Raw genomic sequence first — 24,692 nt, forward strand, 5'->3', positions numbered from 1 at the left:
GCGAGGTGTGTGGCGGCCCGTACCCGAAACCGACTCAGGTGGTCTGGTAGAGAATACCGAGGCGTTCGGGTGAACTATGGTTAAGGAACTCGGCAAAATGCCCCCGTAACTTCGGGAGAAGGGGGGCCATGTTTGGTGATCACCTTTTCGGTGTGAGCTGGGTGTGGCCGCAGAGACCAGCGAGAAGCGACTGTTTATTAAAAACACAGGTCCGTGCGAAGCCGTAAGGCGATGTATACGGACTGACGCCTGCCCGGTGCTGGAACGTTAAGGGGACCGGTGAGCTGCTCTTTTGGGGGTGGCGGGGCTGGGAACTTAAGCGCCAGTAAACGGCGGTGGTAACTATAACCATCCTAAGGTAGCGAAATTCCTTGTCGGGTAAGTTCCGACCTGCACGAATGGCGTAACGACTTCTCGGCTGTCTCAACCATAGGCCCGGTGAAATTGCACTACGAGTAAAGATGCTCGTTTCGCGCAGCAGGACGGAAAGACCCCGGGACCTTTACTATAGCTTGATATTGGTGTTCGGTTCGGCTTGTGTAGGATAGGTGGGAGACTGTGATATTGACGCGCCAGCGTTGGTGGAGTCGTTGTTGAAATACCACTCTGGTCGTGCTGGATGCCTGAACCTGGGTCCGTGATCCGGATCAGGGACAGTGTCTGGTGGGTAGTTTAACTGGGGCGGTTGCCTCCTAAAGGGTAACGGAGGCGCCCAAAGGTTCCCTCAGCCTGGTTGGTCATCAGGTGGTGAGTGTAAGTGCACAAGGGAGCTTGACTGTGAGACTGACGGGTCGAGCAGGGACGAAAGTCGGGACTAGTGATCCGGCGGTGGCTTGTGGAAGCGCCGTCGCTCAACGGATAAAAGGTACCCCGGGGATAACAGGCTGATCTTCCCCAAGAGTCCGTATCGACGGGATGGTTTGGCACCTCGATGTCGGCTCGTCGCATCCTGGGGCTGGAGTCGGTCCCAAGGGTTGGGCTGTTCGCCCATTAAAGCGGTACGCGAGCTGGGTTTAGAACGTCGTGAGACAGTTCGGTCCCTATCCGCTGCGCGCGGAGGAGTCTTGAGAAGGGCTGTCCCTAGTACGAGAGGACCGGGACGGACGAACCTCTGGTGTGCCAGTTGTTCTGCCAAGGGCATGGCTGGTTGGCTACGTTCGGGAGGGATAACCGCTGAAAGCATCTAAGCGGGAAGCCTGCTTCGAGATGAGGACTCCCACCCCCTTGTGGGGTTAAGGCTCCCTGGAGATGACGGGGTTGATAGGCCGGATATGGAAGCCTAGTAATGGGTGGAGTTGACCGGTACTAATAGGCCGAGGGCTTGTCCGTAGGTGCTCGCGTTCACTGTGTGGTTTCTGAGACAACGACTATTCTTCTTTGTTTATTTTTGAAGAGTGTGTTGCGTGTTTTCCATGCCGATGTGGCTCATGCCCTTGTTTGTGGGGGGTGGGTTGTTGGTGTGGGTGTGTTTCGGTGGTTATAGCGGTGGGGGAACGCCCGGTTACATTCCGAACCCGGAAGCTAAGCCTGCCAGCGCCGATGGTACTGCGAGGGGGACCTCGTGGGAGAGTAGGTCACCGCCGAACTCTTGTTGAGGGCAGTGGTTTTCATGGGTTGTTACCCGTGAGAACCACTGCCCTTTTTGCGTTGTAGTCCTCTGGCGGGGGCAGACCCCTCTGGGGTTCGGGGCGGGGTACATAGGGTGTGGGGATGCGCTACGACTTGGTGATCCTGGACAACGACGGCGTGCTTGTGGACAGCGAGCCCCTGTCGAACCGGATCTTGGCCGCCTACCTGACGGAGTTGGGGCACCCGACGACGTACGAGGAGGCGGTGCGCGACTACATGGGGTCCGCTGTACACCGGATTCACGACCTGGTGCTGGAACGCTCGGGCCGTCGGCTCCCGGACGACTTTGACCGAGTCTTCCACGAGCGTGTGTTCGCCGCGTTCCGGAGGGAGTTGGAGCCGGTGGACGGGGCTCCGGAGCTGTTGGAGAAGCTGGTGGCGGACGCGACGCCGTTCTGCGTCGCTTCCTCCGGGAGCCATGAGCGTATCCGGGTGGCTCTGCGGAAGACGGGGCTGTACGAGCAGGTCGGGTCGGGACGGATCTTCAGCGCGGACGACGTCGGACAGGGCAAGCCCGCTCCGGACCTCTTTCTCCGTGCCGCTGGGGCGATGGGCGTGGAACCGGGTCGGTGCGCGGTGGTGGAGGACAGTCCGGCGGGGGTTCGAGCCGCCAGACTCGCCGGTATGGACGTCTTCGGGTACGCGGCGCTGACGCCGCGGGCGCGACTTGGAGAGGCCACGGAAGTGTTCACGTCCATGGGGGAGTTGACAGGGCTCCTGTCCGGTTAGCGACGCCGGGTACGGTGGCCGCATGAGCGGCGGTGCGGCACTGATGTGGGACGAGGCAGTTACCGGCTACAACTTCGGAGCCGGGCATCCGATGGATCCGGTACGTCTCGATCTGACGATGCGCCTGGTACGGGCGTTGGGTTTGGACAGCGCGCCGGAGCTGAAGGTGGTCGCGGCCGAAGCGGCTGAGGACGCCACACTCCGGCTGGTACATGGCCAGGAGTACATCGACGCCGTCCGGCGGCTGTCGGTCGAACCGGAGGCCGCGGACGGCTCGTTCGGGCTGGGCACCGTGGACGACCCCGCGTTCGCGGGGATGCACGAGGCGTCCGCGCTGATCGCGGGTCAGTCGGTCGCTGCGAGCGAGGCGGTGTGGCGTGGGGAGGTCGCGCACGCGGTGAACTTCGCCGGTGGACTGCACCACGCGATGCCGGACCGGGCCTCCGGGTTCTGTGTGTACAACGACGCGTCGCTGGCCGTCGCCCGGCTGCTGGAGCTGGGGGCCGAGCGGGTCGCGTACCTGGACGTGGACGTGCATCACGGTGACGGAGTGCAGGCCATGTTCTGGGACGATCCGCGCGTGCTGACGATCTCGCTGCACGAGCACCCACGGGTGCTGTTCCCCGGAACCGGCTGGCCGGAGGAGAGCGGCGGCCCGAACGCGGAGGGCAGCGCGGTCAACGTGACGCTTCCTCCGGGTACCGCGGACGAGGGCTGGTTGCGGGCCCTGCACGGCACGGTGCCGGAGCTGTTGGGTGCCTTCCGGCCGCAGGTGCTGGTCACCCAGCACGGTGCCGACACGCATATCGAGGATCCGCTGGCGCACTTGGCGGTGAGCGTGGACGCGCAGCGGGTGGCGGCCGACGCCTGCCACGACTGGGCGCACGAGTACGCCGAGGGTCGCTGGGTCGCGTTGGGCGGTGGGGGATACGCGGTGGTCGACGTGGTGCCCCGCAGCTGGGCGCATCTGGTCGGCGTCGCGGCCGGGGCTCCGGTTCCGCCGGAGACCGAAGTACCCGAGGAGTGGCGCCGGTTGGTGTACGCGCGATCCGGCAGCGTGCTGGGGCCGCTGCGGATGACCGACGGCCGGGAGCCGGTGTGGCGGGACTGGGCCGGTTCGGGGTATGACCCGGCGGACCGGCTCGACCAGGCGGTGCTGGCGACGCGGCGTGCCGTCTATCCGGCGCACGGTCTGCTGCCCTGACCGGCTGGTGGTGGCGCCGGTCCCCGGACACGTGCCCCGGGTCGGGCCGTTGACGGTCGGGCGTGGGCGGTGGATCGGCGTCCGGAGGACGGCGTCGTCCCGGCGGGAGCTGAGAACCCTGACCGACTCCAGGGTCACTACGCCACATGGGCCTCATCGCTCTCGGCGTGCAGACGCCTCGTACTAGCACCGCCGCATGGGGAACGTATCGACAAAACGACCCGGTTCGGGGTACGCCTGGCCCGGGTCGGTTACGTAGGGCGGGTCTCCGGGACTCGGGAAGTGGATGTGCTGTCCGGCAGTGGCGCGCCGGGGGCGCACACCCCCGCTCCGACCCCTCACAGGTGATGTCGAAGGGGTCGTTGATGCGGGTCCGTGTGCGGCGCTGAACGGGGGTGGATGGTGCGGGGCGCGTTCGCGTCGCAGGTCAGCCGGGTGGTGAAGGGCGGAGGAGAGGGAGACGGCGACGCTGTGCGCCAGTGCGCCCGAAATGGCGCGGGGGGCGTCGGGGGAGGGTTCCGGTTGATGACGCTGCGCGGTCCGCTTACTACAGACCGCTTACTCGCTATGTACTCAATCGGGCGTGTCTGTCACAGTAGTCGGTCGTACGGTACTCCTCTTCCCCACTTGCATCACCCGCCCCTAATCTGGGGAGGAGCGCGCATGCGACCAGGAGTCACCGGAGGGGAAGCCGGTGCCCGACATGTGCGGAAGGTTCAGGTGTGACATGGCTGCTGGCAAGGGATCTCTGAACGAGGTCGTGTTCCTGACCGTGGCGGAAGTCGCCGCGGTAATGCGAGTCTCCAAGATGACCGTGTACCGGCTGGTGCACAGTGGTCATCTGCCGGCGATCCGGGTGGGGAGGTCATTCCGGGTCCCTGAGAAGGCCGTCCACGAGTACCTCCAAGAGTCCTACGTGGGGGTGGAGAGCGCCTAGGGCACGTCGCCGGAGTCGCGCGACGACCCTGATTACGAGCTCCGCGCGGACACGGGTAGGCTTGGGCCCATGTAGGTCGTGTGGGCTCAAGGCGCCCCGCACCATGTGAAGTAGTTCGCCCCGCACACGCGGGGGTGATCCGTGAGCGAGGGTAGTCGTGGGCTCTGTCATCAAGAAGCGGCGTAAGCGGATGGCTAAGAAGAAGCATCGCAAGCTGCTGAAGCGCACGCGCGTGCAGCGTCGCAACAAGAAGTGAGCAGCGTGTAATACGCCGCTGACCGCCACCTTTCCCGCACCGAGGTGTGAGCGAGGTGGCGGTTTCGTATGTCCGGACGGGCTGGGCGCCCGTGGCCGCCGAGGCGAGATCCTCACCCGATACGGTGAGGTTCGTCATGGTCCCGAAGGGGGGCCGTGGGGCGTGGGAGCGCGCGTCGGTGGTCTCGGGAGGAATCTTGGGCAAGATCGTCCTCGTCACCGGGGCAGCCCGGCCGCTCAGCGCCCGGTTCGTGCGGCGCCTTCAGCGGGATCCCGGCGTCGATCGGGTCGTCGCCGTTGACATGGCGCCTCCGGTCGAGGACCTGGGCGCCGCGGAGTTCGTGGTGGCCGACATCCGGCGCCCGGGGATCGGCGCGGTGCTGGCGGAGCACGGGGTGGACACCGTCGTGCACACGGACATTCACGGTGCGCCGCCCGGCGCGGGTGGTACCGGCGGGGTGGGTGGTGGCCGGGCCGTGGCGAAGGAGACCAACGTCATCGGCACCATGCAGCTGCTCGGCGCCTGCCAGCGGTCGCTCGCGGTGCGCCGTCTCGTGGTCAGGTCGAGTACCAGCGTGTACGGTTCCGCGCCCCGGGACCCGGCGGTGTTCGACGTGACGACGCCGCCGAAGGCGTTGCCCAGCGGTGGCTTCGCGAAGGACGTGGCCGAAGTCGAGGGCTACGTGCGGGGGTTCGCCCGCCGCCGTCCCGACGTCTCGGTGACGGTTCTGCGGTTCGCTCAGGTACTGGGGCCGACCGGAGAGTCGCCGCTCGCCGCGTACTTCGCGCTTCCGGTGCTGCCGACCGTCCTCGGCTACGACCCACGGCTCCAGTTCGTGCACGAGGACGATGTGCTGAGTGCCCTGGGCCGGGCCGTCGGCATGGCCGGATCGGACCAGCCACCGGCGGGCACCTTCAACGTCGCGGGCGCGGGCGTCATGCTGTTGTCGCAGTGCGCGCGGCGATTGGGGCGCCCCACCCTGCCGCTGCTGCTTCCCGCGATCCGCTGGGGGCGGAGCGCACTGCGCGCGGTGGGGGCGACCGACTTCTCGCCCGAGCAGATCCGGATGCTGACGCACGGCCGGGTGGTGCGGACCGATCACACGCGGGACGTGCTGGGCTTCACGCCCGCCCATACGACGGAGGGGACCCTGACGGCCTTCGCGCGGGGCCGGGCGGAGGGGCTGCTGCCACCGCGGACGGTGGCCCGTACGGTCGACCGGGTGGCGGAGTTGCTGCCGCGCTCCGGGCAGGGCCGGACCGTGGAGGAGGCTGGGCGACGTGGCTGAGCAACAGGACATCCCGTCCGACGACGACCATGGCGAGCGGCCGCGGGGCTCCGACGCGGCCGGGCCGCCGCGTTCCGCGTCCGAGGCGTCCGTGCGGTCAGAGGCGTCCGTGCCGTTCCAGCGACGGGATCCGGAGAGGGCGACTCCGGCGGAGGGGGCGGACGGCGGGTCACCGACGCCGGAGGACGAGGGGGAACGGGCGGAGTCACGGCCGGACTGGGAACGGCGGGCGGCCGGCGCCCTCGCCTTCCTGCGCCGCAGGGTCACCGGCGAATACGAGGTGGACGACTTCGGGTACGACCGGGACCTCACCGAGACGGTGCTGATGTCCCTGCTCAGGCCGGTGTACGAGAAGTACTTCCGGGTCGAGGTGCGGGGGCTGGAGAACATACCGGAGGACGGCGCGGCGCTCGTCGTCGCCAACCACTCCGGCACCTTGCCGCTGGACGGGCTGATGTTGCAGGTCGCGGTGCACGACCACCATCCGGCGCGGCGTCATCTCCGGCTGCTCGGCGCTGACTTGGTGTTCCTGCTGCCGGTGGTGAACGAGCTGGCGAGGAAGGCGGGACACACCCTGGCGTGTACCGAGGACGCGCGGGAACTGCTGGATCGCGGGGAACTCGTCGGGGTGATGCCGGAGGGGTTCAAGGGGCTGGGCAAGCCGTTCTCGCAGCGTTACAGGTTGCAGCGGTTCGGCCGCGGGGGCTTCGTGTCGACGGCGTTGCGTTCGGGGGCTCCGATCGTGCCGTGCTCCATCGTGGGGGCCGAGGAGATCTACCCGATGGTGGGAGATTCACGGACGCTGGCCCGGCTCCTCAACCTTCCCTACTTTCCGATCACTCCGACGTTCCCCTGGCTGGGCCCGCTGGGCGCGGTGCCGCTGCCGACGAAGTGGACGATCCAGTTCGGTGCGCCGATCCCCACGGACGGCTACGCGCCGGAGGCGGCCGAGGATCCGATGCTGATGTTCAACCTCACGGACCAGGTGCGCGAGACCATCCAGCACACTCTGTACTCCCTGTTGGTGCGCCGGGACTCCGTGTTCTTCTGATGCCGCCGACGCGCGGGACGGAGCTGAACGCTTCCGCCCGGCTCCGCTGAACGGCGGCTGGTGCGGCGTCGGTTGGTGCCCACGGCTCCCGCCTGGACGGGAGCCGTGGGCGCCTCACTCGTCTCCGCGCTTCAGCCCGAGGCGGGGCAGGACCTCCGGGACCACCGGCGGCAGCGTGACCTCCTCCTGCCCGAACGGTGTGGAGTCGGCGGGGCCGGATTCGGAGGGGGTGCCGGAGGTGTGGCGCTCGGAGGGTGGGCTGAGCAGGCCGCCCTGGAGCAGCCCTTCGCTCCGCCCCTCGGGGCTCGTGGGTTCGGGACGTTCGCCGTCGCTTCCGGTGGGGCCGTCGTCGAGGGACTCCGGCTCGCCGCTGGTGGGCGGTTGCTCCGAGGGACGCTCTCGCGGCTCCCCGCGGTCGGCCTCGGGCCCGCTCGGGGAGTGGTCGCTCTCGGTCCGCGCCAGCTGCCGCAGCGGGTGCACCTCGCTGTCTATGGCGTCGAAAACCGAGTTCACCTCGTTCCCGACGTCGGTGAGTTGCCGGGGGAGGCGGTCCCGCAGCCGGGTCCATCCGGCGCGGTGGTCCTCGGCGAAGGTGGAGAGGGACTTCAGGCGGCCGAGGTCGCCGTCCCGTCGGTAGGCCGCGCTGAGGAGCCGGTGTCCCTCGGAGACGTCCCGGCGCATGCCGGAGAGGGTGGAGCGCACCGAGGTGAGCGACTCCTCGTCCAGCTGCCCGGTGCGGTCGCGCTCCAGCAGCCGACGGGCCTCGCGGAGCCGGGTGGCCGCGTGCGTCAGATGGAGCTGGCCCCGGTCGGCGTCCCCGCTGGCCAGGTTCAATTGGAGGTCCTCCATGCCGCGTTTGAGGCCGTAGAGGGAGTCTCCGGGCAGTGCGTCGGTGCTGGCCGCCGAGATGCCGCCGAGCGCTGAAGCGGCCACCCCGATGCTGAGGCCCCCGGCCGCGAGCCCCTTGCCCCAGCGGGAACCGGGGCAGAGGCGGCGCAGTTTGCCGAACGGCCCGGAGTCCGGGGCGCGATGGGCGCCGCCGCAACCGCCTTCCGGGGTGTCCCCACGGGAGCGGCGGGCCGCGCGCTGGCCCGGTACCGGTGCGCCCTCCGGGGAGTCGGTGGAGTCGAGGGTGCTCTCCATCGCGGCGAGGAGACGGGCTCGCTGCGCGGACTTGACCTCGGGGGCCAGCACCGGTTTGGGCAGCCGCTCCAAGTCCTCCGCGACCGCGACCAGTTCGCTCTGTTCCGCCGCGCTGCCCTCGGGGCCCCCGGCGTTCGCGCCGCCCGGAGGCGGTGCGGGTGTGTCACCGGTCGCCTCGGCCGACGCCGCGCCCCCGCCGAACTCCCGCTCGGCCAGGACCCGGGCGAAGGCGGATGCCCGCCGGTTCGTCGACACGGCTCCGAGCACGGGCGGCACCTCCTCTCATCAGCACGGTGAACCCCCGGCGCGGTGGCATGGTTGCGCGGGCGGCTCGTATCCACTCGATGAGGTGAAGCGGTGGAGAGAGCGAACCCGGGCAGGCCAGGACAGCGGGAGTCTGCCATCCCGACAACGAGTGGCACGCCAGTCGGGTTACGGAGCGCTGATGATGTGACCGGCGTCATGCGAGGCCGGTTCCTGGGATGCGGTGTCGTACGGCGTCCTGCGCCTGGTGAGGAAGGGCCTAGCGGGCGCTGTCCGGAAGGAGTCGGGCGAGGGTGCGCACGGCTCGGTACTGGAGTGTCTTGATGGCGCCCTCGTTCTTGCCCATGATCCGTGCCGTCTCCGCGACCGAGAGGCCGTGCAGGAAGCGCAGGGTCACGCACTCCTGTTGCTGCGGGTTGAGCTTCCGTACGGCTTCCAGGAGCGCGGCGTTGGACAGTGACTCCAGGACGGAGTCCTCGGGGCTGCGCTCCACCTCGTTCGCGTCCAGCATCTCGCCGGTGGTGACCTCCAGCCGGAAGCGGCTGGACTTGAAGTGGTCCGCGACCAGGTTGCGGGCGATGGTGACCAGCCAGGCGCCGAAGTCGCGGCCCTGCCAGGTGAAGGTGGAGATCCGGCGCAGCGCGCGGAGGAAGGTCTCGCTGGTGAGGTCCTCCGCCGTGGCCCGTCCGCCGACCCGGTAGTAGATGTACCGGTAGACGGTGTCGCTGTACTGGTCGTACAGGCTGCCGAAGGCGTCGGTCTCGCCGCCCTGGGCACGTTCGACGAGATCCATCATCCGGCGGCTCTCGGCGTCGGTCGGGGCCGGTCGGCGGCTCGCCGTGCTGGCCGACGCTCCGCCGCGGGAGCGTCTTCCGGTGGTGGGGGCGGCCGGTGCGCCGGGGGTGGTCGGGGCGGGGGTGGTCGTGGTGGCGGCGCTGGGCGCGCCGCCCGAGAGGGCGTAGCAGGGACTGGCGGGGACAGGGGAGGCGATGAGAGCAGGGACGGCGTACGCGGTTGGGACAAATGTGCGCAGGTGATCGACGGCTGTGACGACCGTTGTACGCAGCGTAGCCAGGCCCGAGGCGTCAACCCCGACGTGTGGGTACACGGGACTCCCAGAGGCAGAGCTTTCCATCCATCACGAGCAGTGCGGGACCGGCCGCCCGCTGACGGGGCGTGAGGTTCCGGATTGCATCTGAGGAGAATAACGCTTCGTAAAGGCGGCGCTACACCTAGTTGCTGAAATCGTCGATTCGGTTCGCTCTGTTACGAATTAGCGTCCAGAACCTTAGAGATGACGATCGGCTATCTGATCGGTTCTGTGCCCGATTTTGTCTTGTCGGTGATGACTTGTGGCTGACTGGCCAGAGGGTGACTGGCGGGACCGGGGCGAGGGTAAGACAGTTGAATTGCCCGGGCGTTGCGGGTTCGTACGGGGGTGCGGCGGGGGCCACGGGCCGTCGGCCAGCCCTTCCGGCGTACGACGGCGCGGCCGGGGGCGCGTTCGCTCCGGCCACGGTGGGGCGGGTCGTGGACCGTCCAGGGAAGTCCGGCGCGCGGGTCGCGGATGAACACCCGTCGCGGTCCGGGGCGTTCCCGCTCGGTGCCGGAGTGCCGTACGGCGGCGGGCGGTTCGGCTCGTCCTCGGTGGGGCGCGGCGGGCGGCGCGGTGCCGCTCCACCCTCGCCGGGAGCGCTGGCGTGGGGCGCGAACGGGGAGTTCGGGTCCGGGTGCGCCGGTGCGCGGGACCACGGGCGGACCCGCGTGCGATGGCGTTCCGGTTCGCGGGGGTGGGGTCAGCGGCGGCGGCGGTGCAGGGCCGCCGCGGCGGCGGCTCCGCCCGCGACGGCGCCCACGCCGGCGGCGGCGGGGATGCCGACCCTGGCGGCCTTCCGGGCGGTGCGGTAGTCGCGCAGGCGCCAGCCCATCTCCCGTGCGTGCGCGAGGAGCTGACTGTCCGGGTTGATCGCGTAGGGGTAGCCGACCAGGGAGAGCATCGGGATGTCGTTCGCCGAGTCGCTGTAGGCGGCACACCGCTCCAGCTCCAGTGACTCGGCGGTGGCGAGCGCGCGGACGGCCTCGGCCTTGGCGGGGCCGTGGAGCGGTTCGCCGACCAGGCGGCCGGTGTAGACGCCGCCGACGGACTCCGCGACGGTGCCGAGGGCACCGGTCAGACCGAGCCGCTTGGCGATGATCGTCGCGGCCTCCACCGGGGCGGCGGTCACCAGCCAGACCTTCTGCCCGGCGGCCAGGTGGGCCTCCGCGAGGGCCCGGGTGCCCGGCCAGATACGGCCCGCCATGTACTCGTCGTAGATCTCCTCGCCGATCGCCATCAGTTCGGAGACCCGGTGGCCGCGCACGATGGACAGCGCGCTGTCCCGGGCGTCGCGCATGTGGTCGGGGTTCTCGGAGCCCGCCATCCGGAAGTACGCCTGCTGCCAGGCGAAGCGGGCGAGTTCGCGTTTGCTGAAGAACTTCCGCTTGTACAGGCCGCGTCCGAAGTGGAAGAGGGCGGCGCCCTGCATCACGGTGTTGTCCAGGTCGAAGAAGGCCGCCGCGAGCGCGTCCCCCGCGACGGGGAACTCCGGCTCGGCCGCTTCCTCCGGCTCGGCCGCCGGGGGTGCCGTACCCGTGGGCTCCGCGCTTCGGCGGCCCCGGATCCTGTCGACGGTCCTCCGGCCCTCCCGCGGCTCCTCGGGCCGTTCCGCGTCCTGGAGGTCCTCCCGCGCGCGGCGCTGTTCCTCGTCGGCCTGTTCCTGCTTGCGGGCGGCCTCGGCCGCGGCCTCTCCGGCGAGCACGCTGCGGGCCGTCGCACGGCGGGGGGTGAGGCGGCGCCAGGGCAGGGCGCGGAGCGGGTTGCGGGGCGGGCGCCGGTCGGGCGGGGGAAGGGCGGCCATGCGGCGAGCATAGCCAGTCTGTTCGGTGCGGCCGTCATCCGCGCACCCCGGCGGGAGGGGGGCGGGAAGCGGGCGGGGGCCGGGCCGCGGGGGAGGGGCGTGGGGTGGTGGCCGGGGGCGCCGGGGTGGCTGGTTCCCTGCGGTGTTCTCGGGGTTCGCCGCGGCGCGAGCGGGGCGGGAGAATGGCGGGATGAAGACCGTCACGTTGATCGGAAAGCCGGGCTGTCACCTCTGTGAGGTGGCCCGGGACGTGGTTGACCGGGTGTGCGACGAGATGGGGGCGGCCTGGGAGGAGAGGGACATCAACCAGGACGCCGAGCTGTACCGGCTGTACTGGGAACAGATTCCGGTGGTGCTGGTGGACGGGGCGCAGCACGACTTCTGGCGGGTCGACCCGGATCGGCTTCGCAAGGCCCTGGCCAGCGGGTAGTCGCAGGACAGCGGGCGGAACCGATGGTTCGGGGCCGGTTCGCGCGAGTCGGTTTTCGACGGGGATTCGATTACCATCGTGTTCGTTTTGCCGTTCGCAGGCGTATACGTGAGGAGTGTGGCCGGGTGTCCCCCTTGGCGTGTGTGGCACCGGTCACGTTGGGCGGACAAAGCGGACACTATCTTTGTGCACGCGTTCACAAAGACATAGCCTGGGGCCGACGGAGCGGTCAGGGAACGCGTCTCGCGGACGGCCGCTCACCGCTTCGCGCAACCGGCAGGAGCACCGTGGCAACTGGCCGAAACCACCGACCGGCGACGAGTCGCAGCCGAGGAATCCCCGAGGCCACCGTCGCCCGGCTTCCGCTGTACCTGCGGGCACTGACCGCGCTCTCGGAGCGTTCGGTACCCACCGTCTCCTCGGAGGAGCTGGCGAGCGCGGCCGGGGTCAACTCGGCGAAGCTGCGCAAGGACCTCTCGTACCTCGGCTCGTACGGCACCCGGGGCGTGGGGTACGACGTCGAGTACCTCGTCTACCAGATCTCCCGGGAGCTGGGGCTGACGCAGGACTGGCCCGTCGTGATCGTCGGTATCGGTAACCTCGGCGCGGCCCTGGCCAACTACGGCGGCTTCGCCTCCCGTGGCTTCCGGGTCGCCGCCCTGATCGACGCGGACCCCTCGCTGTCCGGGCGTCCGGTGGCCGGGATCCAGGTCCGGCACACGGACGAGCTGGAGGCGATCATCGCGGAGAGCGGTGTCTCCATCGGCGTGATCGCCACCCCGGCCGGGGGCGCCCAGCAGGTCTGTGACCGGCTGGTGGCGGCGGGTGTCACCTCCATCCTGAACTTCGCGCCGACTGTGCTGTCCGTCCCCGAGGGGGTGGATGTGCGCAAGGTCGACCTGTCCATAGAGCTGCAGATCCTCGCCTTCCACGAGCAGCGCAAGGCGGGCGAGGAGGCCCCCGAGATCGGTGTGTCCGGAGTGGATCCGGGCACTGGGGCGGCGCCTCCCGCCGCCCCGCCCGCGGCGTCCGTGACCCGCGCCGAGACCCGCCCCGACGCAGGACCTGACGGGGACGTACCCGCCGTGATGCCGGCATGAGTCTGCTGGTCATCGGGCTGAGCCACCGCAGCGCGCCGGTGAGCGTGCTGGAGCGGGCGGCGCTGGACCCGCACACCCGGGGCAAGCTGCTCCAGGACGCGGTGAGCGCCGAGCCCGCGAGCGAGGCCGCCGCCCTCACCACCTGCAACCGCGTCGAGCTGTACGCGGAGGTGGACCGGTTCCACGCCTCGGTCGACGAGCTGTCCGGGCTGCTGGCGCGGCACTGCGGGGTGGCGCTGGACGAGCTGACTCCCTACCTCTACGTGCACTACGAGGACCGGGCGGTCCACCACCTCTTCACGGTGGCCTGCGGGCTGGACTCGATGGTGGTCGGCGAGGGCCAGATCCTCGCGCAGCTCAAGGACGCGCTCGCCGCGGCGCAGGAGCAGCACACCGCCGGGCGACTGCTGAACGACCTGTTCCAGCAGGGGCTGCGGGTCGGGAAGCGGGCGCACAGCGAAACGGGTATCGACAAGGCCGGTCAGTCGCTGGTCACGTTCGGCCTCGGGCAGCTCACCCACGGCGTTCCGCTTCCGGAGTGGGTGGCCGGCAAGCGGGCCCTGGTGGTCGGTGCCGGTTCGATGTCGGCGCTGGCCGCGACGGTGCTGGCGCGCGCGGGCGTGGCCGAACTGGTGATCGCCAATCGGACCCCGGCGCGTGCCGAGCGGCTGGCGGCCGGGCTCGCCGGACAGGCCGGGCCTGCTGGGAGTGGCCCCGTCGTACGGGCGCTGCCCTTCGAGGACCTCACCGGCGAGCTGCCGCACGCCGACATCCTGGTGTCCTGCACCGGGGCGACCGGACTGGTGCTGTCCGCCGCGGACGTGGAGCCCGCGCTGGCGGCCCGTGCCGCGCGCGGCGCCACCGGGCCGATGGCCGTGCTGGACCTCGCGATGCCCCGGGACGTCGACCCGGCGCTGCACCGGGCGGACGGGGTGCGGCTGGTCGACATCGAGTCGCTCGCCGAGGCGGAGGCGGACGCCCCGATGGCCGCCGACGTGGACGCGGTGCGGCGGATCGTCAGCGGGGAGGTCACCGCCTTCGGCGCGGCACAGCGCGCGGCGACGATCACCCCGACGGTGGTGGCGCTGCGCACCATGGCGGCGGAGATCGTCGCCGGTGAGCTGAGCCGACTCGACGGCCGTCTCCCCGAGTTGGAGGAGCGGCAACGCGCGGAGATCAGCCAGACCCTGCGGCGGGTGGTCGACAAGCTGATCCACGCGCCGACGGTGCGCGTCAAACAGCTCGCGGGCGAGCCCGGCGGCGCCGGGTACGCGGACGCCCTGCGCACCCTCTTCGACCTCGACCCGCAGACGGTCGCCGCGGTCAGCAATCCGGAACAGGAGCGGCAATGAGCAAGGCCAACAGCCCGTCGGGGGGCGAGCCACCCCTCCGGCTGGGCACCCGACGCAGCGCGCTGGCCATGGCGCAGTCCGGGATGGTCGCGGAGGAGGTGCGCCGCGTCACCGGGCGCGACGTCGAACTGGTGGCGATCACCACCTACGGGGACGTGAGCCGGGAGGAGCTGGCGCGGATAGGCGGCACCGGGGTGTTCGTCAACGCGCTGCGGGACGCGCTGCTCGCCGGTGAGGTCGACTTCGCCGTGCACAGCCTCAAGGACCTGCCCACCGCGCAGCCCGCCGAGCTGGCGCTGGCCGCCATCCCGGAGCGGGCGGACGTCCGGGACGCCGTGATCGCCCGGGACGGCCTGGGCTTCGAGGAGTTGCTGCGCACCACCGCCGGTGCGCCGCGGATCGGTACCGGCTCGCCGCGCCGGGCGGCGCAGCTGCACGGCTGGGCCCGTTCGCTCGGTGGCTCGATCGAGACGGTGCCGATCCGGGGGAATATCGACACGCGGATCGGGTACGTGCGTTCCGGCGAGCTCGACGCGGTCGTACTCGCCGCCGCCGGGCTGGGGCGTGTCGGGCGGCCCGACGAGGCCACCGAGCTGATCTCCCCCGACGCGGTTCTGCCCGCCCCCGGCCAGGGGGCACTGGCCGTCGAGTGCGCCGCGAGCAACGCGCACCTGGCCGCACAGCTCGCGGAACTCGACGACCCGCGCACGCGGGCCGCCGTGACCGCCGAGCGAACCCTGCTCGCCGCTTTGGAGGCCGGCTGTAGCGCACCCGTGGGTGCGCTGGCCGACCTGCTTATCGACGGGCAGGTTGCCACCGAAATGCGCCTGCGTGGCGTCGTCGGCACGACCGACGGCAAGACGCTGGTGCAGCTGTCCACCACCGGTCCCGTACCGGCGTCCGGCAGTGACATGAGCGGCCCGCAGCGCCTGGGCCGGGAACTCGCTGACGAGATGCTCGCCAAGGGCGCGGCCGGTCTGATGGGGGAGCGAGCACTTTGAGCCCCACCACTGCCCACCACTCCGGCTCCTCACACAGAGGTGCGCGGCACCGCCACGGTGCACTCGGACACGTCACCTTCCTGGGGGCCGGCCCCGGCGACCCGGGGCTGTTGACGCTACGCGCCGTCGAGGCGCTGGCACGTGCCGAGGTGCTGGTCGCCGACGCGCGCGTGTACGAGGTCGTGCGCGCCCATCTGCGGGCGGGGGTGGACACTCCGCTGCAACCTGCCGACGGGCAGCCCGCATCCAGTGCGCAGGGCTCAAGTGCCCCCGCGTCAGCGGGTGTTGCCGTGCCAGACGCGGCTGATTCTGCCATGGCGTCGGCGAAGGCGGGCAAGCGGGTGGTCCGTGCCGTCCCGGGCGACCCGGGCCTCGACGCGGGCGTCGCGGAGGAGATGCTGGCCCTCGCCTCGGCCGGGATTCCGTTCGAGGTGGTGCCGGGTGTGGCCGCCGCCGTCGGGGTGCCCGCGTACGCCGGGGTGCCGCTGCGGGACGCGCAGGGGACCGACGTGCGGTTCGTCGACGCGAGCGGGGCGGACGACCGCTGCTGGACCGAGCTGGGGGTGAGCGACGCGACGGCCGTCATCTCCACCACGCTGGAGTCCGTCGGCACGGTCGCCGGGGAACTGGTGGCCGCCGGGCGCAAGCCGGACACCCCGCTGACCGTCACCCTGGCCGGGACCACGACCCGCCAGCGCAGCTGGACGGCGACGCTGGGCAGCGTGGCGCAGACGCTGAAGGCCGCGAAGGTGCTGCCGAGCGCGGATGGCGGGCAGCCCGTCATAGCCGTGGTCGGGGAGCGCAGCGCGGCGGCGCAGCGGGAGCAGCTGGCCTGGTTCGAGTCCAAGCCGCTGTTCGGCTGGCAGGTCCTGGTGCCCCGCACCAAGGAGCAGGCCGCCTCGCTCTCCGACCAGCTCAGCGGCTACGGCGCGGTGCCCGCGGAGGTGCCCACCATCGCGGTGGAGCCGCCGCGTACCCCGCAGCAGATGGAGCGGGCGGTGAAGGGCCTGGTGACGGGCCGGTACGAGTGGATCGCCTTCACCTCGGTGAACGCCGTCAAGGCGGTGCGGGAGAAGTTCGAGGAGTACGGGCTGGACGCCCGGGCCTTCGCGGGGATCAAGGTCGCCGCGGTGGGGGAGCAGACGGCGCGGGCGCTGGTGGAGTTCGGCGTCAAGCCGGACCTGGTGCCCTCGGGCGAGCAGTCGGCCGCCGGGCTGCTGGAGGACTGGCCGCCCTACGACCCGGTCTTCGACCCGATCGACCGGGTGTTCCTGCCGCGTGCCGACATCGCCACCGAGACCCTGGTCGCCGGGTTGATCGAACTCGGCTGGGAGGTGGACGACGTGACCGCGTACCGCACGGTGCGCGCCTCGCCGCCGCCCGCCGACACCCGGGAGGCGATCAAGGGTGGCGGATTCGACGCGGTGCTGTTCACCTCGTCGAGTACGGTCCGGAACCTGGTCGGGATCGCGGGCAAGCCGCACAACGTGACGGTCATCGCCTGTATCGGCCCGGCCACCGCCAAGACCGCCGAGGAGCACGGACTGCGGGTGGACGTGCTCTCGCCCGAACCGTCGGTGCACCGGCTGGCCGAGGCGCTGGCCGAGTACGGGGCGCGGCGACGCGCCGCCGCCGTCGAGGCGGGCGACGCGGTGAAGCGGCCGAGCGAGAAGCGCCCGGCCAGAAGGAGGGCACGGTCGTCATGAGGGGTGTCCACGGCGAGTTCCCCGCGGCCCGGCCGCGCCGGCTGCGCGGTACGCCCGCGCTGCGGCGGCTGGTCGCCGAGCACCGGGTCGCCCCGGCGGACCTGATCCTGCCCGCCTTCGTGCGGGAGGGCGCCAGCGAGCCGACGCCGATCGCCTCGATGCCGGGCGTCGTACAGCACTCGCTGGAGTCGCTGCGCCGGGCGGCGGCCGAGGCGGTCGAGGCGGGCGTCGGCGGGATCATGCTCTTCGGGGTGCCGGAGGACGCGAAGAAGGACGCGGTGGGGTCGGCGGGCACCGACCCGCGGGGCATCCTCCAGGTGGCGCTGCGCGAGGTGCGCGCCGAGGTGGGCGACGACCTGGTGGTCATGTCCGACCTCTGCCTGGACGAGTTCACCGATCACGGTCACTGCGGGGTGCTGGACGCCGCGGGCCGGGTGGACAACGACGCGACGCTGGACCGGTACGCGGAGATGGCGCGGGCCCAGGCCGAGGCGGGCGCGCACGTGCTGGGCCCGAGCGGGATGATGGACGGCCAGGTCGGGTACGTCCGGGCGGCGCTGGACGAGGCCGGGCACCAGGACGTGGCGCTGTTCGCGTACACCGCCAAGTACAGCTCGGCGTTCTTCGGCCCGTTCCGCGAGGCGGTCGCCTCCTCGCTGTCCGGCGACCGGAAGACCTACCAGCAGGATCCGGCCAATGGCCGGGAGGCGCTGCGCGAACTCGCCCTGGACCTGGCGGAGGGCGCGGACATGGTCATGGTCAAGCCGGGGATGCCGTACCTCGACGTGCTGCGCGAGGTCGCGGAGGTGGCCGAGGTGCCGGTGGGCGCGTACCAGGTCTCCGGTGAGTACGCCATGGTCGAGGCCGCCGCCGAGAAGGGCGTCATCGACCGGGAGGCGGCGATCCTGGAGACGCTGACCGGCTTCAAACGGGCCGGGGCGAGCATGATCCTCACCTACTGGGCGACCGAGGCCGCTCGCCGCCTCTGAGCGGCCCCGTGGGTGCGGCGCCGAACGGACCGCCGCCCAGGGCCCGTTGGCGCCACCGCCGCTCCACCGCCCGGGGTGGGCCGGGCTCCCGTGGCTCGCCGCCGCGCGACGCGGTGGGAGAATGGGCGGGTGGTGAGCCGGGTGGCGGGGGCCGCCCCGGGCCCGCGCCCGCACGGCGGGAGCCCCGCGGACCCCGGTACGTGGCGCCGTCTCCCCGTGACTCACCCCGACGCACGGCGATCACCCCGGCCACCGGACCATCGCGGTCACCGCGATCACCCGGGGTCGTACCGATCGCCGTTCCCACACGACAGGCACGACAAGTAGGAAGGGCCGGACGTGGCTCAGACCACCCCCGAGGCCGACTGGGTCTCCCGTATCGCCGATGAGGTCATCGCCGAAGCGGAGCGCCGCGCGGAGGGCAAACGGGCCGCGGGGTCGGGGGAGGCCCAGGACGCGGCTCCGCTGGTGGTCTGCGCCTCCGGGCTCAGCCCCTCCGGCCCGATCCACCTGGGCAACCTGCGCGAGGTGATGACCCCGCACCTGGTCGCCGACGAGGTCCGGCGGCGCGGCTATCCGGTCCGGCACCTCATCTCCTGGGACGACTACGACCGGTTCCGCAAGGTCCCGGCGGGCGTCGCGGGTGTGGACGACTCCTGGACGGAGCACATCGGCAAGCCGCTGACCTCCGTCCCGCCGCCGGCCGGCAGCCCGTACGGCTCCTGGGCCGAGCACTTCCGCGCCGGGATGGAGGACGCCCTGGCCCAGCTCGGCGTCGTCTACGACGGCATCAGCCAGACCGAGCGGTACACCGGCGGCGCCTACCGCGAGCAGATCCTGCACGCCGTCCGGCACCGCGGCGAGATCGACGCGGTCCTCGCCCAGTACCGCACCAAGGCGGCCCCGGGGCCGAACAAGCGGAAGCAGCAGGGCAAGCCGAAGGACGCGGAGACGGAGGCGGCCGAGCTGGCGGCGGCCGAGGGCTCCGGCGCCGCCGGCGAGGAGGACAGCAGCGGCTCGGCCGGGTACTTCCCGTACAAGCCGTACTGCACGGTGTGTGGCACCGACTTCACCAGCGTCACCTCCTACGACGACGAGACGACGGCGCTGCGCTACGACTGCGCGGGCTGTGGGCACGCCGAGACGGTCGAGCTGGCCAGCTTCGACAACGGCAAGCTGGTGTGGAAGGTCGACTGGCCGATGCGCTGGGCGCTGGAGGGCGTGGTCTTCGAGCCCAGCGGCGTCGACCACTCCTCGCCCGGCTCCTCCTTCCAGGTCGGCGGCGAGATCGTGGGGATCTTCGGCGGGGAGCAGCCGATCGGCCCGATGTACGCCTTCGTCGGGATCAGCGGCATGGCGAAGATGTCCTCCTCACGGGGCGGGGTGCCCACCCCGGGCGACGCCCTGGAGATCATGGAGGCCCCGCTGCTGCGCTGGCTCTACGCCCGACGCCGCCCCAACCAGTCCTTCAAGGTCGCCTTCGACCAGGAGATCCAGCGCACCTACGACGAGTGGGACGCGCTCGGCCGCAAGATCGACGAGGGCAAGGCACAACCCGCCGACCTGGCCTCCCGCACCCGCGCGGCCAGCACGGCGGAGGGCGCGCTGCCCGTCACCCCGCGCCCGCTGCCGTACCGCACGCTCGCCTCCGTGGTCGACATCACCGGTGGCCAGGAGGAGCAGACGCTGCGCATCCTCAGCGAACTCGACCCCGAGGCGCCGGTGCGCTCGCTGGACGAGGTCCGGCCGCGACTCGACCGCGCGCACCGCTGGATCGCCACCCAGGTCCCGGCCGACCAGCGCACCAGGGTGCTGGAGGAGCCGGACGCCGCGCTGCTCGGCTCGCTCGACGCCGAACAGCGGGAGTCCCTGCGGCTGTTGCTGGAGGGTCTGGACGAGCACTGGTCGCTGGACGGTCTGACGCAGCTGGTGTACGGCGTGCCGAAGGTACGGGCCGGGCTGGCGCCGGACGCCAAGCCCACGCCCGAACTGAAGGTGGCCCAGCGCGGGTTCTTCGCGCTGCTGTACCAGCTGCTGGTCGGCCGGGACACCGGTCCCCGGCTGCCTACCCTGCTGCTCGCGGTCGGCGCCGACCGCGTCCGCGAACTGCTCGGCGGCTGACGACCGGTTGACGACCGACTGTCGACCGGCCGACGCCCACGAGGGCCCGTCCACGAGCCGGCCGGCGGCCCAACGGACGGGCCCTCAGCCGTCGTTCGAGCCGTGGGCCGTGCCGTCCGCCGTCTGCCGTCAGGGTGTGCCGCGGACGGGCCTCAGCCCGCGAGTCCCATCTCGGTGTTGTAGCGCGCCTTGAACTCCCGCATATAGCCCCGGAGATAGCCCTCACTCAGCAGGTTGCCGTCGGCGTTGGTCACCCCGTACGTCTCGTGCAGTGTGCGGGAGAGCTGCCGGGCGTTGGGGAACTCGGAGTGCGCGGCGACGAACTGCCGGTACGCGCGGAAGTACTGCTCCTCCGGCGCCATCCCGTTCGGTATCCCCACCGGTTCGCTGACCGGTTCGGACACCGGCTCGGGGGTGGGCCGTGGCGCGGGCTCGGTCCGTGGCGCGGGAGCGGAGACCTCCGGCGGCCGTTCGTCCCCGTCGGCGGGGGCCGTCGCGCGGTCCTCCGCCCAGGCGTCGTCCGGCGTCGGCTCGACGAACAACTCCTGCTGCTCCTGGGCCCGTTGCTCCCGCGCGGCGGCCGGGCCGCCACCGCCCGCGGTGCCCAGGGTCCGGCGGCGGCCGGGGCTGACGGGGACGGTGACCTGCGGGCCGGGCCGGGCCGAACCGGCCGCGTAGCTGGCCGCGTGCGCCGGGGGAGCGTCGGTCGTCCCGGCCTCCGGCACCTTCACGTCCGGATATCCGGAGGGGGCCTGGAGGGTGTGTGCCGGGTGGCCGGTGTGGGTCGTGAACGCCGTCTCGTCAGCCGGGGGCCCGGTGGGGGCCGTCGCGGAGGCGGCCGGGTGCGCGTTCGTCGGCGTCAACGAAGGGGCGGTGTCCGGGTGTTGGGGCTCGGCGGAGCGCGGGATGGCGTCCGTACCGGCCCGCGCGGCCTCGACCCCGTGCGGCGCGGTCTCGTACGGGGCGGCCTCGGGCACGGCGGCGGTACCGGCGTGTGGGTGGCCGGTGTCCGGCGGCGGCGTGGCCGTGGTGGCGGCCTCGGACGGGTGCGACCGCTCCCACCGCTCGGGGTGGGGCTGGGGCGCGTCGCCGGGGTGGGCGGTCTCTGGGTGCGCAAGGGCGTCGCCGGGGCGGGCGGCGGCGTCGAGTTGGGGGCGGGCGGCGTCCCGTCCCCGCTCCAGGCCGCCGCCCGTGGGGGCGGTGGTGGGTGCCTCGCCCTCGGCCCGGGTGATCCGGTCGCCGGAGGGGAGGGAGATGCCCGCGGCGGCCAGCCCGGAGGCGCCGGTCTCGCTGAGCGGGATGCCGTAGCGCGCGAGCTTCAGCGGCATCAGGGACTCCACCGGGGCCTTGCGCCGCCAGCTCCGGCCGTAGCGGGCGCGCAGCCGGGCCTCGTAGACCAGCCGGTCCTGTTCCATACGGATGACCTCGTCGTAGGAGCGCAGCTCCCACAGCTTCATCCGGCGCCAGAGGCGGAAGGTGGAGGGGAAGGCGAGCAGCCAGCGGGAGAGCCGGACGCCCTCCATGTGGCGGTCGGCGGTGATGTCCGCGACGCGGCCGACGGCGTGCCGCGCGGCCTCCACCGTGACGACGAACAGCAGGGGGATCACCGCGTGCATCCCGACGCCGAGCTTGTCCGGCCAGGCGGCGGCGCCGTTGAAGGCGATGGTGGCGGCGGTCAGCAGCCACGCGGTCTGGCGCAGCAGCGGGAAGGGGATGCGGATCCAGGTCAGCAGGAGGTCCAGGGCGAGCAGCACCACGATGCCCGCGTCGATGCCGATGGGGAAGAAGGGGGCGAAGGCGCCGAAGCCCTTCTTCTCGGCGAGGTCACGTACGGCGGTGAACGATCCGGCGAACCCGATGGCGGCGATCACCACGGCACCGGCGACGACCACCGCCGCGAGTATGCGATGTGTACGTGTCAGCTGGACGGCCTGCACTGGAGTTGTCCCCACCCTCGGAAACCGGCCAGCCTAGCCTGGCATACGCGTCAAGCGGAGCCGCCCGTAACCCCGGGCGTCCGGCCCGTCGTTCGCTCCCGACCGGCCCGTTCGGGCGGGGCGAGCGCCTCCGTGCCGGGCGCCCGTGCCGACTCCGCGCTGGCCGGGGCGGAGGGACGTCAACGCGTGTGACCGCCAACCGGAAGGCGGGAGACGGCGGGACGGGAGCGATCCGCGCGTGCCCGACGGGCCCACGCGCCGGGCGAGATGGGCAGGACGGCGCCAACAGGCGTGTCCACGAGGGGAGATGGCCGGGAAAGCTCGAACGGGCGTACCCGCCATGCGAGAAGCCGCTCTACGGTCCAACGGCAGTGCGCGGGGGCCGGGATGGGCTGGAGGGCTCCAACAGGCCCGTAAACGGCTGGAGACGGGTCGTCGGGGCTTCTGGGCGGCGGGGCGGGACCGATGTGGGACGGACGCTCTCCCGGGGCTGCTGGGGTCCAACGCGTATGCCACTCACGGGAGTTGGGCGACGCCTCCGCTGGGTGGGCCCGGAACGGGGTTCCGTGCTCCACGGGGTGTGAAGGCTCCAGGGGTGCGTGCGGAGCCCCACGGGGGCGCGAGGGGCGGGAGGGGTGCGGCGGGCGGGACCGGTGCCGGACGCCGGGCCCGCCGCGCACCTGCCGGGGCGTGCGAACGCTCCGGGGCCGCCCTCAGCTGACCTGGCTCAGAATCCGCTGGGCCGCCTTCTCGGCACCCTTGTCGAGGGTGTCGGCGCTCGGCAGGTCGCCGCCCTCGAAGCCGGTGCCCTCGTACTCGACGGTCACGACCAGGTTGTGGTTCTGGCTGACCAGGTGCTGGGCGCGGAACTCGTTCTTCTTGCCCTTGTCCGACTTCTTCTCGTGGGTGAAGCCGAGGGTGCTGCCGGTCTGACCGACCCCCTTGAGCGGCTTCTCCTTGACGCCCTTGTTGGTCTCGTTGTCCTTGATCTCGGCGATCTGCTGCTTGAGGTACGCGCCGGCCTGCTTGTCGGCCGGGCCCAGCGAGGCGTCGCTGTCGAAACGCTTCAGTGTGATCGTCAGCTGCCGGTAGTCGTACTTCTTGAGCCCGCTCCAGAGGCAGGTGCTGGCGTCCTTGGCGTCGCTGTCGCCGAGTCGCTTGCCACCCGCGTCGGTGGCGTTCGGGACGAGGGTCTGGAGCGCCTTCTTGCCCAGGGCCCCGCAGGCGTCCGGGAGGGCCTTGAACTTTCCGGGCGGGAGGCTCGGCGCGGAGTCGTCGGAGGGAGCGGAGGAGTCGGCGGAGGGGTTGCCGCCTCCCTCGTCACCGCCCGAGTCCGAGGAGCAGCCGGCGACCAGCAGTACGGGGAGCGCTATCGCCGTGCAGGCGATGGCGCCTCTGGTCACCTTGCTCCGTCGACGAGCGTCACGCGGGGCGTTTCGGTGCATGGTTCCTTCGCTTCCAGGGTTCGGGTGATGCTGCAAGCGGAACGGTACGCCGACGATGGCCCGGTGTGGGCGTTTCGTGATACCTCCCACGCTGTGGTCCAGCTCTCCCCGGTGGGCCCGGCGGGCGTTCCCGTCCGGGTCCGCTCAGTCGTCGGCGAACTCCTTCGCGAGTTCCGTGGCGAGCCGTTGGGCCTTCTCCTGAAGCTCCTCGCTGCCCGGAATGGTGCGTTTGTCGGTGACCCATCGGTCATATTCGACGGTGGCGATCACGTTGGCGGTCCGGAAGACGAGCGTGATGTCGCGGTGCACTCCGGAGTCCGCCGTGTGCAGTCGGTCATTGAGGAACGCGCTGTCGCCGACGCCGTCGAGCGGGCGGGGGGCGAGGGAGCCGGACGGGGTGGGGGAGTCGTCCGGGCTGTCCGGGCTGGCGGAGGCGGAGTCGGAGGGTGAGCCGCTCGGCTTCGCGCCGCCCTCACTCGGTGAGGATCCGCCCCCCTTATCTCCTTTGTCTCCTTTCTCCCCGTTACCGTCCTTACCTCCTTCGTCGCCTTTCTCGTCCTTCGGTTCGTCGTCCCCCGAGTCGTCGTCCGAGGTCTCGGAGGGGGCGGTGGAGGGGACGCGCGCCGTCTCCCGCTTCTCCTCGAACCGGTGCTCCGCGCGCTCCCCGTCGCTGACGGCGGAGTCGTAGGAGACGACGCGCTCCAGGTCGATGGTGAGGTGGTGGGAGCCGAGCGTCGTCGAACTCTTCCAGCGGCAGCCGACCCGGCGGTCCGTGTCGTACGTCACGGCCCGCTCGCCCTCGTACGGCGCCGCGCCGCTCGCGTCGCTCTGGTCCCCGGTCGCGCCCGGGAGCATCTCCTTGAGGATGCTGGCGCTCACCGCCCCGCAGGGCTCGGGCAGCGTGCGGTACTTGCCGGGTTCGGCGGCCTGGGTGCTGGCGGCGGCGCCGGGGTTGTCGTTGTCGCTCTCGCTGGCTCCGGAGGAGTCCGTGCAGCTGGTCAGGGTGCCGGCGAGCGCCAGCGCGAGCGCGATGCCGGTGAGGTGTGTCCTGGCCCTCGGCGGCACTGGCGGCCTCCCGGTCGTGTGGCGGTAACGGGGAAAACGTGTTGCCGCCGCTGGGGCGCGGCGGAACACAATGTCTACCGCACAGGGCGCACGGCCGTCCGGTCCCGTGGCATCAATGTCAGGGGAAGTCCGCCTTTTCCGCTTCACC

20 protein-coding genes and 2 rRNA genes (1 of these 22 running past the window's edge) are annotated in these 24,692 nt (G+C 71.4%); 16 read left to right on the plus strand and 6 right to left on the minus strand.

The genetic code is table 11. From position 1 onward, the window contains the following. The 9 genes from E0L36_RS24160 to E0L36_RS24200 form a co-directional block, all read left to right on the plus strand. A 23S ribosomal RNA gene (locus E0L36_RS24160) occupies nucleotides 1–1,329 on the plus strand (it extends 1,797 nt beyond the left edge of the window). A gap of 140 nt (nucleotides 1,330–1,469) precedes the next feature. Then, nucleotides 1,470–1,586, plus strand: a 5S ribosomal RNA gene (gene rrf, locus E0L36_RS24165). Nucleotides 1,587–1,710: 124 nt separating this feature from the next. Further along, nucleotides 1,711–2,358 carry an HAD family phosphatase gene (locus tag E0L36_RS24170; protein WP_180931376.1) on the plus strand — a complete coding sequence of 216 codons (648 nt, stop codon included), beginning with the start codon at nucleotides 1,711–1,713 and terminating at the stop codon, nucleotides 2,356–2,358. Between the two features lie 22 nt (nucleotides 2,359–2,380). Then, nucleotides 2,381–3,562 (plus strand): acetoin utilization protein AcuC, encoded by a 1,182-nt coding sequence (locus E0L36_RS24175; RefSeq protein WP_180931377.1) that lies wholly within the window; start codon nucleotides 2,381–2,383, stop codon nucleotides 3,560–3,562. A gap of 479 nt (nucleotides 3,563–4,041) precedes the next feature. Further along, on the plus strand, nucleotides 4,042–4,161 hold the full coding sequence (locus tag E0L36_RS24180) for a phosphatase (RefSeq protein ID WP_374705583.1): 120 nt from the start codon (nucleotides 4,042–4,044) through the stop codon (nucleotides 4,159–4,161). Between the two features lie 128 nt (nucleotides 4,162–4,289). Next, nucleotides 4,290–4,499 carry a helix-turn-helix domain-containing protein gene (locus E0L36_RS24185; RefSeq protein ID WP_180931378.1) on the plus strand — a complete coding sequence of 70 codons (210 nt, stop codon included), beginning with the start codon at nucleotides 4,290–4,292 and terminating at the stop codon, nucleotides 4,497–4,499. A 157-nt stretch (nucleotides 4,500–4,656) separates the two neighbouring features. After that, nucleotides 4,657–4,755, plus strand: coding sequence for a 30S ribosomal protein bS22 (locus E0L36_RS24190; protein WP_003948845.1), 99 nt, complete (start codon nucleotides 4,657–4,659; stop codon nucleotides 4,753–4,755). Between the two features lie 196 nt (nucleotides 4,756–4,951). Then, nucleotides 4,952–6,043 (plus strand): NAD-dependent epimerase/dehydratase family protein, encoded by a 1,092-nt coding sequence (locus tag E0L36_RS24195; protein ID WP_258016537.1) that lies wholly within the window; start codon nucleotides 4,952–4,954, stop codon nucleotides 6,041–6,043. Between the two features lie 91 nt (nucleotides 6,044–6,134). After that, nucleotides 6,135–7,094, plus strand: coding sequence for a lysophospholipid acyltransferase family protein (locus tag E0L36_RS24200; protein WP_180931687.1), 960 nt, complete (start codon nucleotides 6,135–6,137; stop codon nucleotides 7,092–7,094). 114 nt (nucleotides 7,095–7,208) lie between these two features. Here E0L36_RS24200 and E0L36_RS24205 read toward each other — a convergent pair whose 3' ends face one another. From E0L36_RS24205 to E0L36_RS24215, 3 genes are all read right to left on the minus strand, one after another. Further along, nucleotides 7,209–8,504: a DUF5667 domain-containing protein gene (locus tag E0L36_RS24205; RefSeq protein ID WP_180931380.1), complete on the minus strand. Its 1,296-nt coding sequence runs from the start codon at nucleotides 8,502–8,504 to the stop codon at nucleotides 7,209–7,211. A 256-nt stretch (nucleotides 8,505–8,760) separates the two neighbouring features. Further along, the gene (locus E0L36_RS24210; protein ID WP_180931381.1) at nucleotides 8,761–9,609 is read right to left on the minus strand and encodes an ECF subfamily RNA polymerase sigma factor, BldN family; all 849 of its coding nucleotides are present in this window, start codon (nucleotides 9,607–9,609) and stop codon (nucleotides 8,761–8,763) included. A 688-nt stretch (nucleotides 9,610–10,297) separates the two neighbouring features. Next, nucleotides 10,298–11,398, minus strand: a complete 1,101-nt coding sequence (locus E0L36_RS24215; RefSeq protein ID WP_180931382.1) for an HAD family phosphatase — start codon at nucleotides 11,396–11,398, stop codon at nucleotides 10,298–10,300. A gap of 190 nt (nucleotides 11,399–11,588) precedes the next feature. Between E0L36_RS24215 and E0L36_RS24220 the strand changes: the two genes are divergently transcribed. The 7 genes from E0L36_RS24220 to lysS all read left to right on the plus strand — a co-directional run bounded on the left by E0L36_RS24220 (nucleotide 11,589) and on the right by lysS (nucleotide 20,097). Beyond that, nucleotides 11,589–11,828: a glutaredoxin family protein gene (locus E0L36_RS24220; protein ID WP_180931383.1), complete on the plus strand. Its 240-nt coding sequence runs from the start codon at nucleotides 11,589–11,591 to the stop codon at nucleotides 11,826–11,828. A 287-nt stretch (nucleotides 11,829–12,115) separates the two neighbouring features. Further along, complete coding sequence (locus tag E0L36_RS24225; RefSeq protein WP_180931384.1) at nucleotides 12,116–12,928, plus strand: redox-sensing transcriptional repressor Rex; 813 nt, start codon at nucleotides 12,116–12,118, stop codon at nucleotides 12,926–12,928. After that, the gene (locus E0L36_RS24230) at nucleotides 12,925–14,280 is read left to right on the plus strand and encodes a glutamyl-tRNA reductase (RefSeq protein ID WP_180931385.1); all 1,356 of its coding nucleotides are present in this window, start codon (nucleotides 12,925–12,927) and stop codon (nucleotides 14,278–14,280) included. The genes E0L36_RS24225 and E0L36_RS24230 overlap by 4 nt, the downstream gene beginning before the upstream one ends. Beyond that, nucleotides 14,277–15,281: a hydroxymethylbilane synthase gene (hemC, locus tag E0L36_RS24235; protein ID WP_180931386.1), complete on the plus strand. Its 1,005-nt coding sequence runs from the start codon at nucleotides 14,277–14,279 to the stop codon at nucleotides 15,279–15,281. Before E0L36_RS24230 ends, hemC begins: the two co-directional genes overlap by 4 nt. After that, nucleotides 15,278–16,987 carry a uroporphyrinogen-III synthase gene (locus tag E0L36_RS24240; RefSeq protein WP_180931387.1) on the plus strand — a complete coding sequence of 570 codons (1,710 nt, stop codon included), beginning with the start codon at nucleotides 15,278–15,280 and terminating at the stop codon, nucleotides 16,985–16,987. The genes hemC and E0L36_RS24240 overlap by 4 nt, the downstream gene beginning before the upstream one ends. Next, on the plus strand, nucleotides 16,984–17,976 hold the full coding sequence (gene hemB, locus E0L36_RS24245; protein ID WP_180931388.1) for a porphobilinogen synthase: 993 nt from the start codon (nucleotides 16,984–16,986) through the stop codon (nucleotides 17,974–17,976). The genes E0L36_RS24240 and hemB overlap by 4 nt, the downstream gene beginning before the upstream one ends. A 339-nt stretch (nucleotides 17,977–18,315) precedes the next feature. Then, the gene (gene lysS, locus E0L36_RS24250) at nucleotides 18,316–20,097 is read left to right on the plus strand and encodes a lysine--tRNA ligase (protein ID WP_180931389.1); all 1,782 of its coding nucleotides are present in this window, start codon (nucleotides 18,316–18,318) and stop codon (nucleotides 20,095–20,097) included. Nucleotides 20,098–20,249: 152 nt separating this feature from the next. On the opposite strand, the gene E0L36_RS24255 is transcribed toward lysS, so the two are convergent. From E0L36_RS24255 to E0L36_RS24265, 3 genes are all read right to left on the minus strand, one after another. Next, nucleotides 20,250–22,034 (minus strand): DUF2637 domain-containing protein, encoded by a 1,785-nt coding sequence (locus tag E0L36_RS24255; RefSeq protein ID WP_180931390.1) that lies wholly within the window; start codon nucleotides 22,032–22,034, stop codon nucleotides 20,250–20,252. Between the two features lie 713 nt (nucleotides 22,035–22,747). After that, nucleotides 22,748–23,437: a DUF3558 family protein gene (locus E0L36_RS24260; protein ID WP_308416912.1), complete on the minus strand. Its 690-nt coding sequence runs from the start codon at nucleotides 23,435–23,437 to the stop codon at nucleotides 22,748–22,750. 186 nt (nucleotides 23,438–23,623) lie between these two features. Further along, nucleotides 23,624–24,544, minus strand: coding sequence for a hypothetical protein (locus E0L36_RS24265; protein ID WP_180931392.1), 921 nt, complete (start codon nucleotides 24,542–24,544; stop codon nucleotides 23,624–23,626). Between the last annotated feature and the right edge of the window lie 148 nt (nucleotides 24,545–24,692).

The organism is Streptomyces sp. AJS327, from assembly GCF_013450295.1.
GTDB lineage: Bacteria > Actinomycetota > Actinomycetes > Streptomycetales > Streptomycetaceae > Streptomyces.

Excerpts from the sequence above, each read along its gene's own strand:
- E0L36_RS24170 (WP_180931376.1), top strand. The coding sequence starts at position 1,711 with ATGCGCTACGACTTGGTGATCCTGGACAACGACGGCGTGCTTGTGGAC.
- E0L36_RS24175 (WP_180931377.1), top strand. The coding sequence starts at position 2,381 with ATGAGCGGCGGTGCGGCACTGATGTGGGACGAGGCAGTTACCGGCTAC.
- E0L36_RS24185 (WP_180931378.1), top strand. The coding sequence starts at position 4,290 with ATGGCTGCTGGCAAGGGATCTCTGAACGAGGTCGTGTTCCTGACCGTG.
- E0L36_RS24215 (WP_180931382.1), bottom strand. The coding sequence starts at position 11,398 with ATGGCCGCCCTTCCCCCGCCCGACCGGCGCCCGCCCCGCAACCCGCTC.
- E0L36_RS24220 (WP_180931383.1), top strand. The coding sequence starts at position 11,589 with ATGAAGACCGTCACGTTGATCGGAAAGCCGGGCTGTCACCTCTGTGAG.
- E0L36_RS24230 (WP_180931385.1), top strand. The coding sequence starts at position 12,925 with ATGAGTCTGCTGGTCATCGGGCTGAGCCACCGCAGCGCGCCGGTGAGC.
- hemC (WP_180931386.1), top strand. The coding sequence starts at position 14,277 with ATGAGCAAGGCCAACAGCCCGTCGGGGGGCGAGCCACCCCTCCGGCTG.
- hemB (WP_180931388.1), top strand. The coding sequence starts at position 16,984 with ATGAGGGGTGTCCACGGCGAGTTCCCCGCGGCCCGGCCGCGCCGGCTG.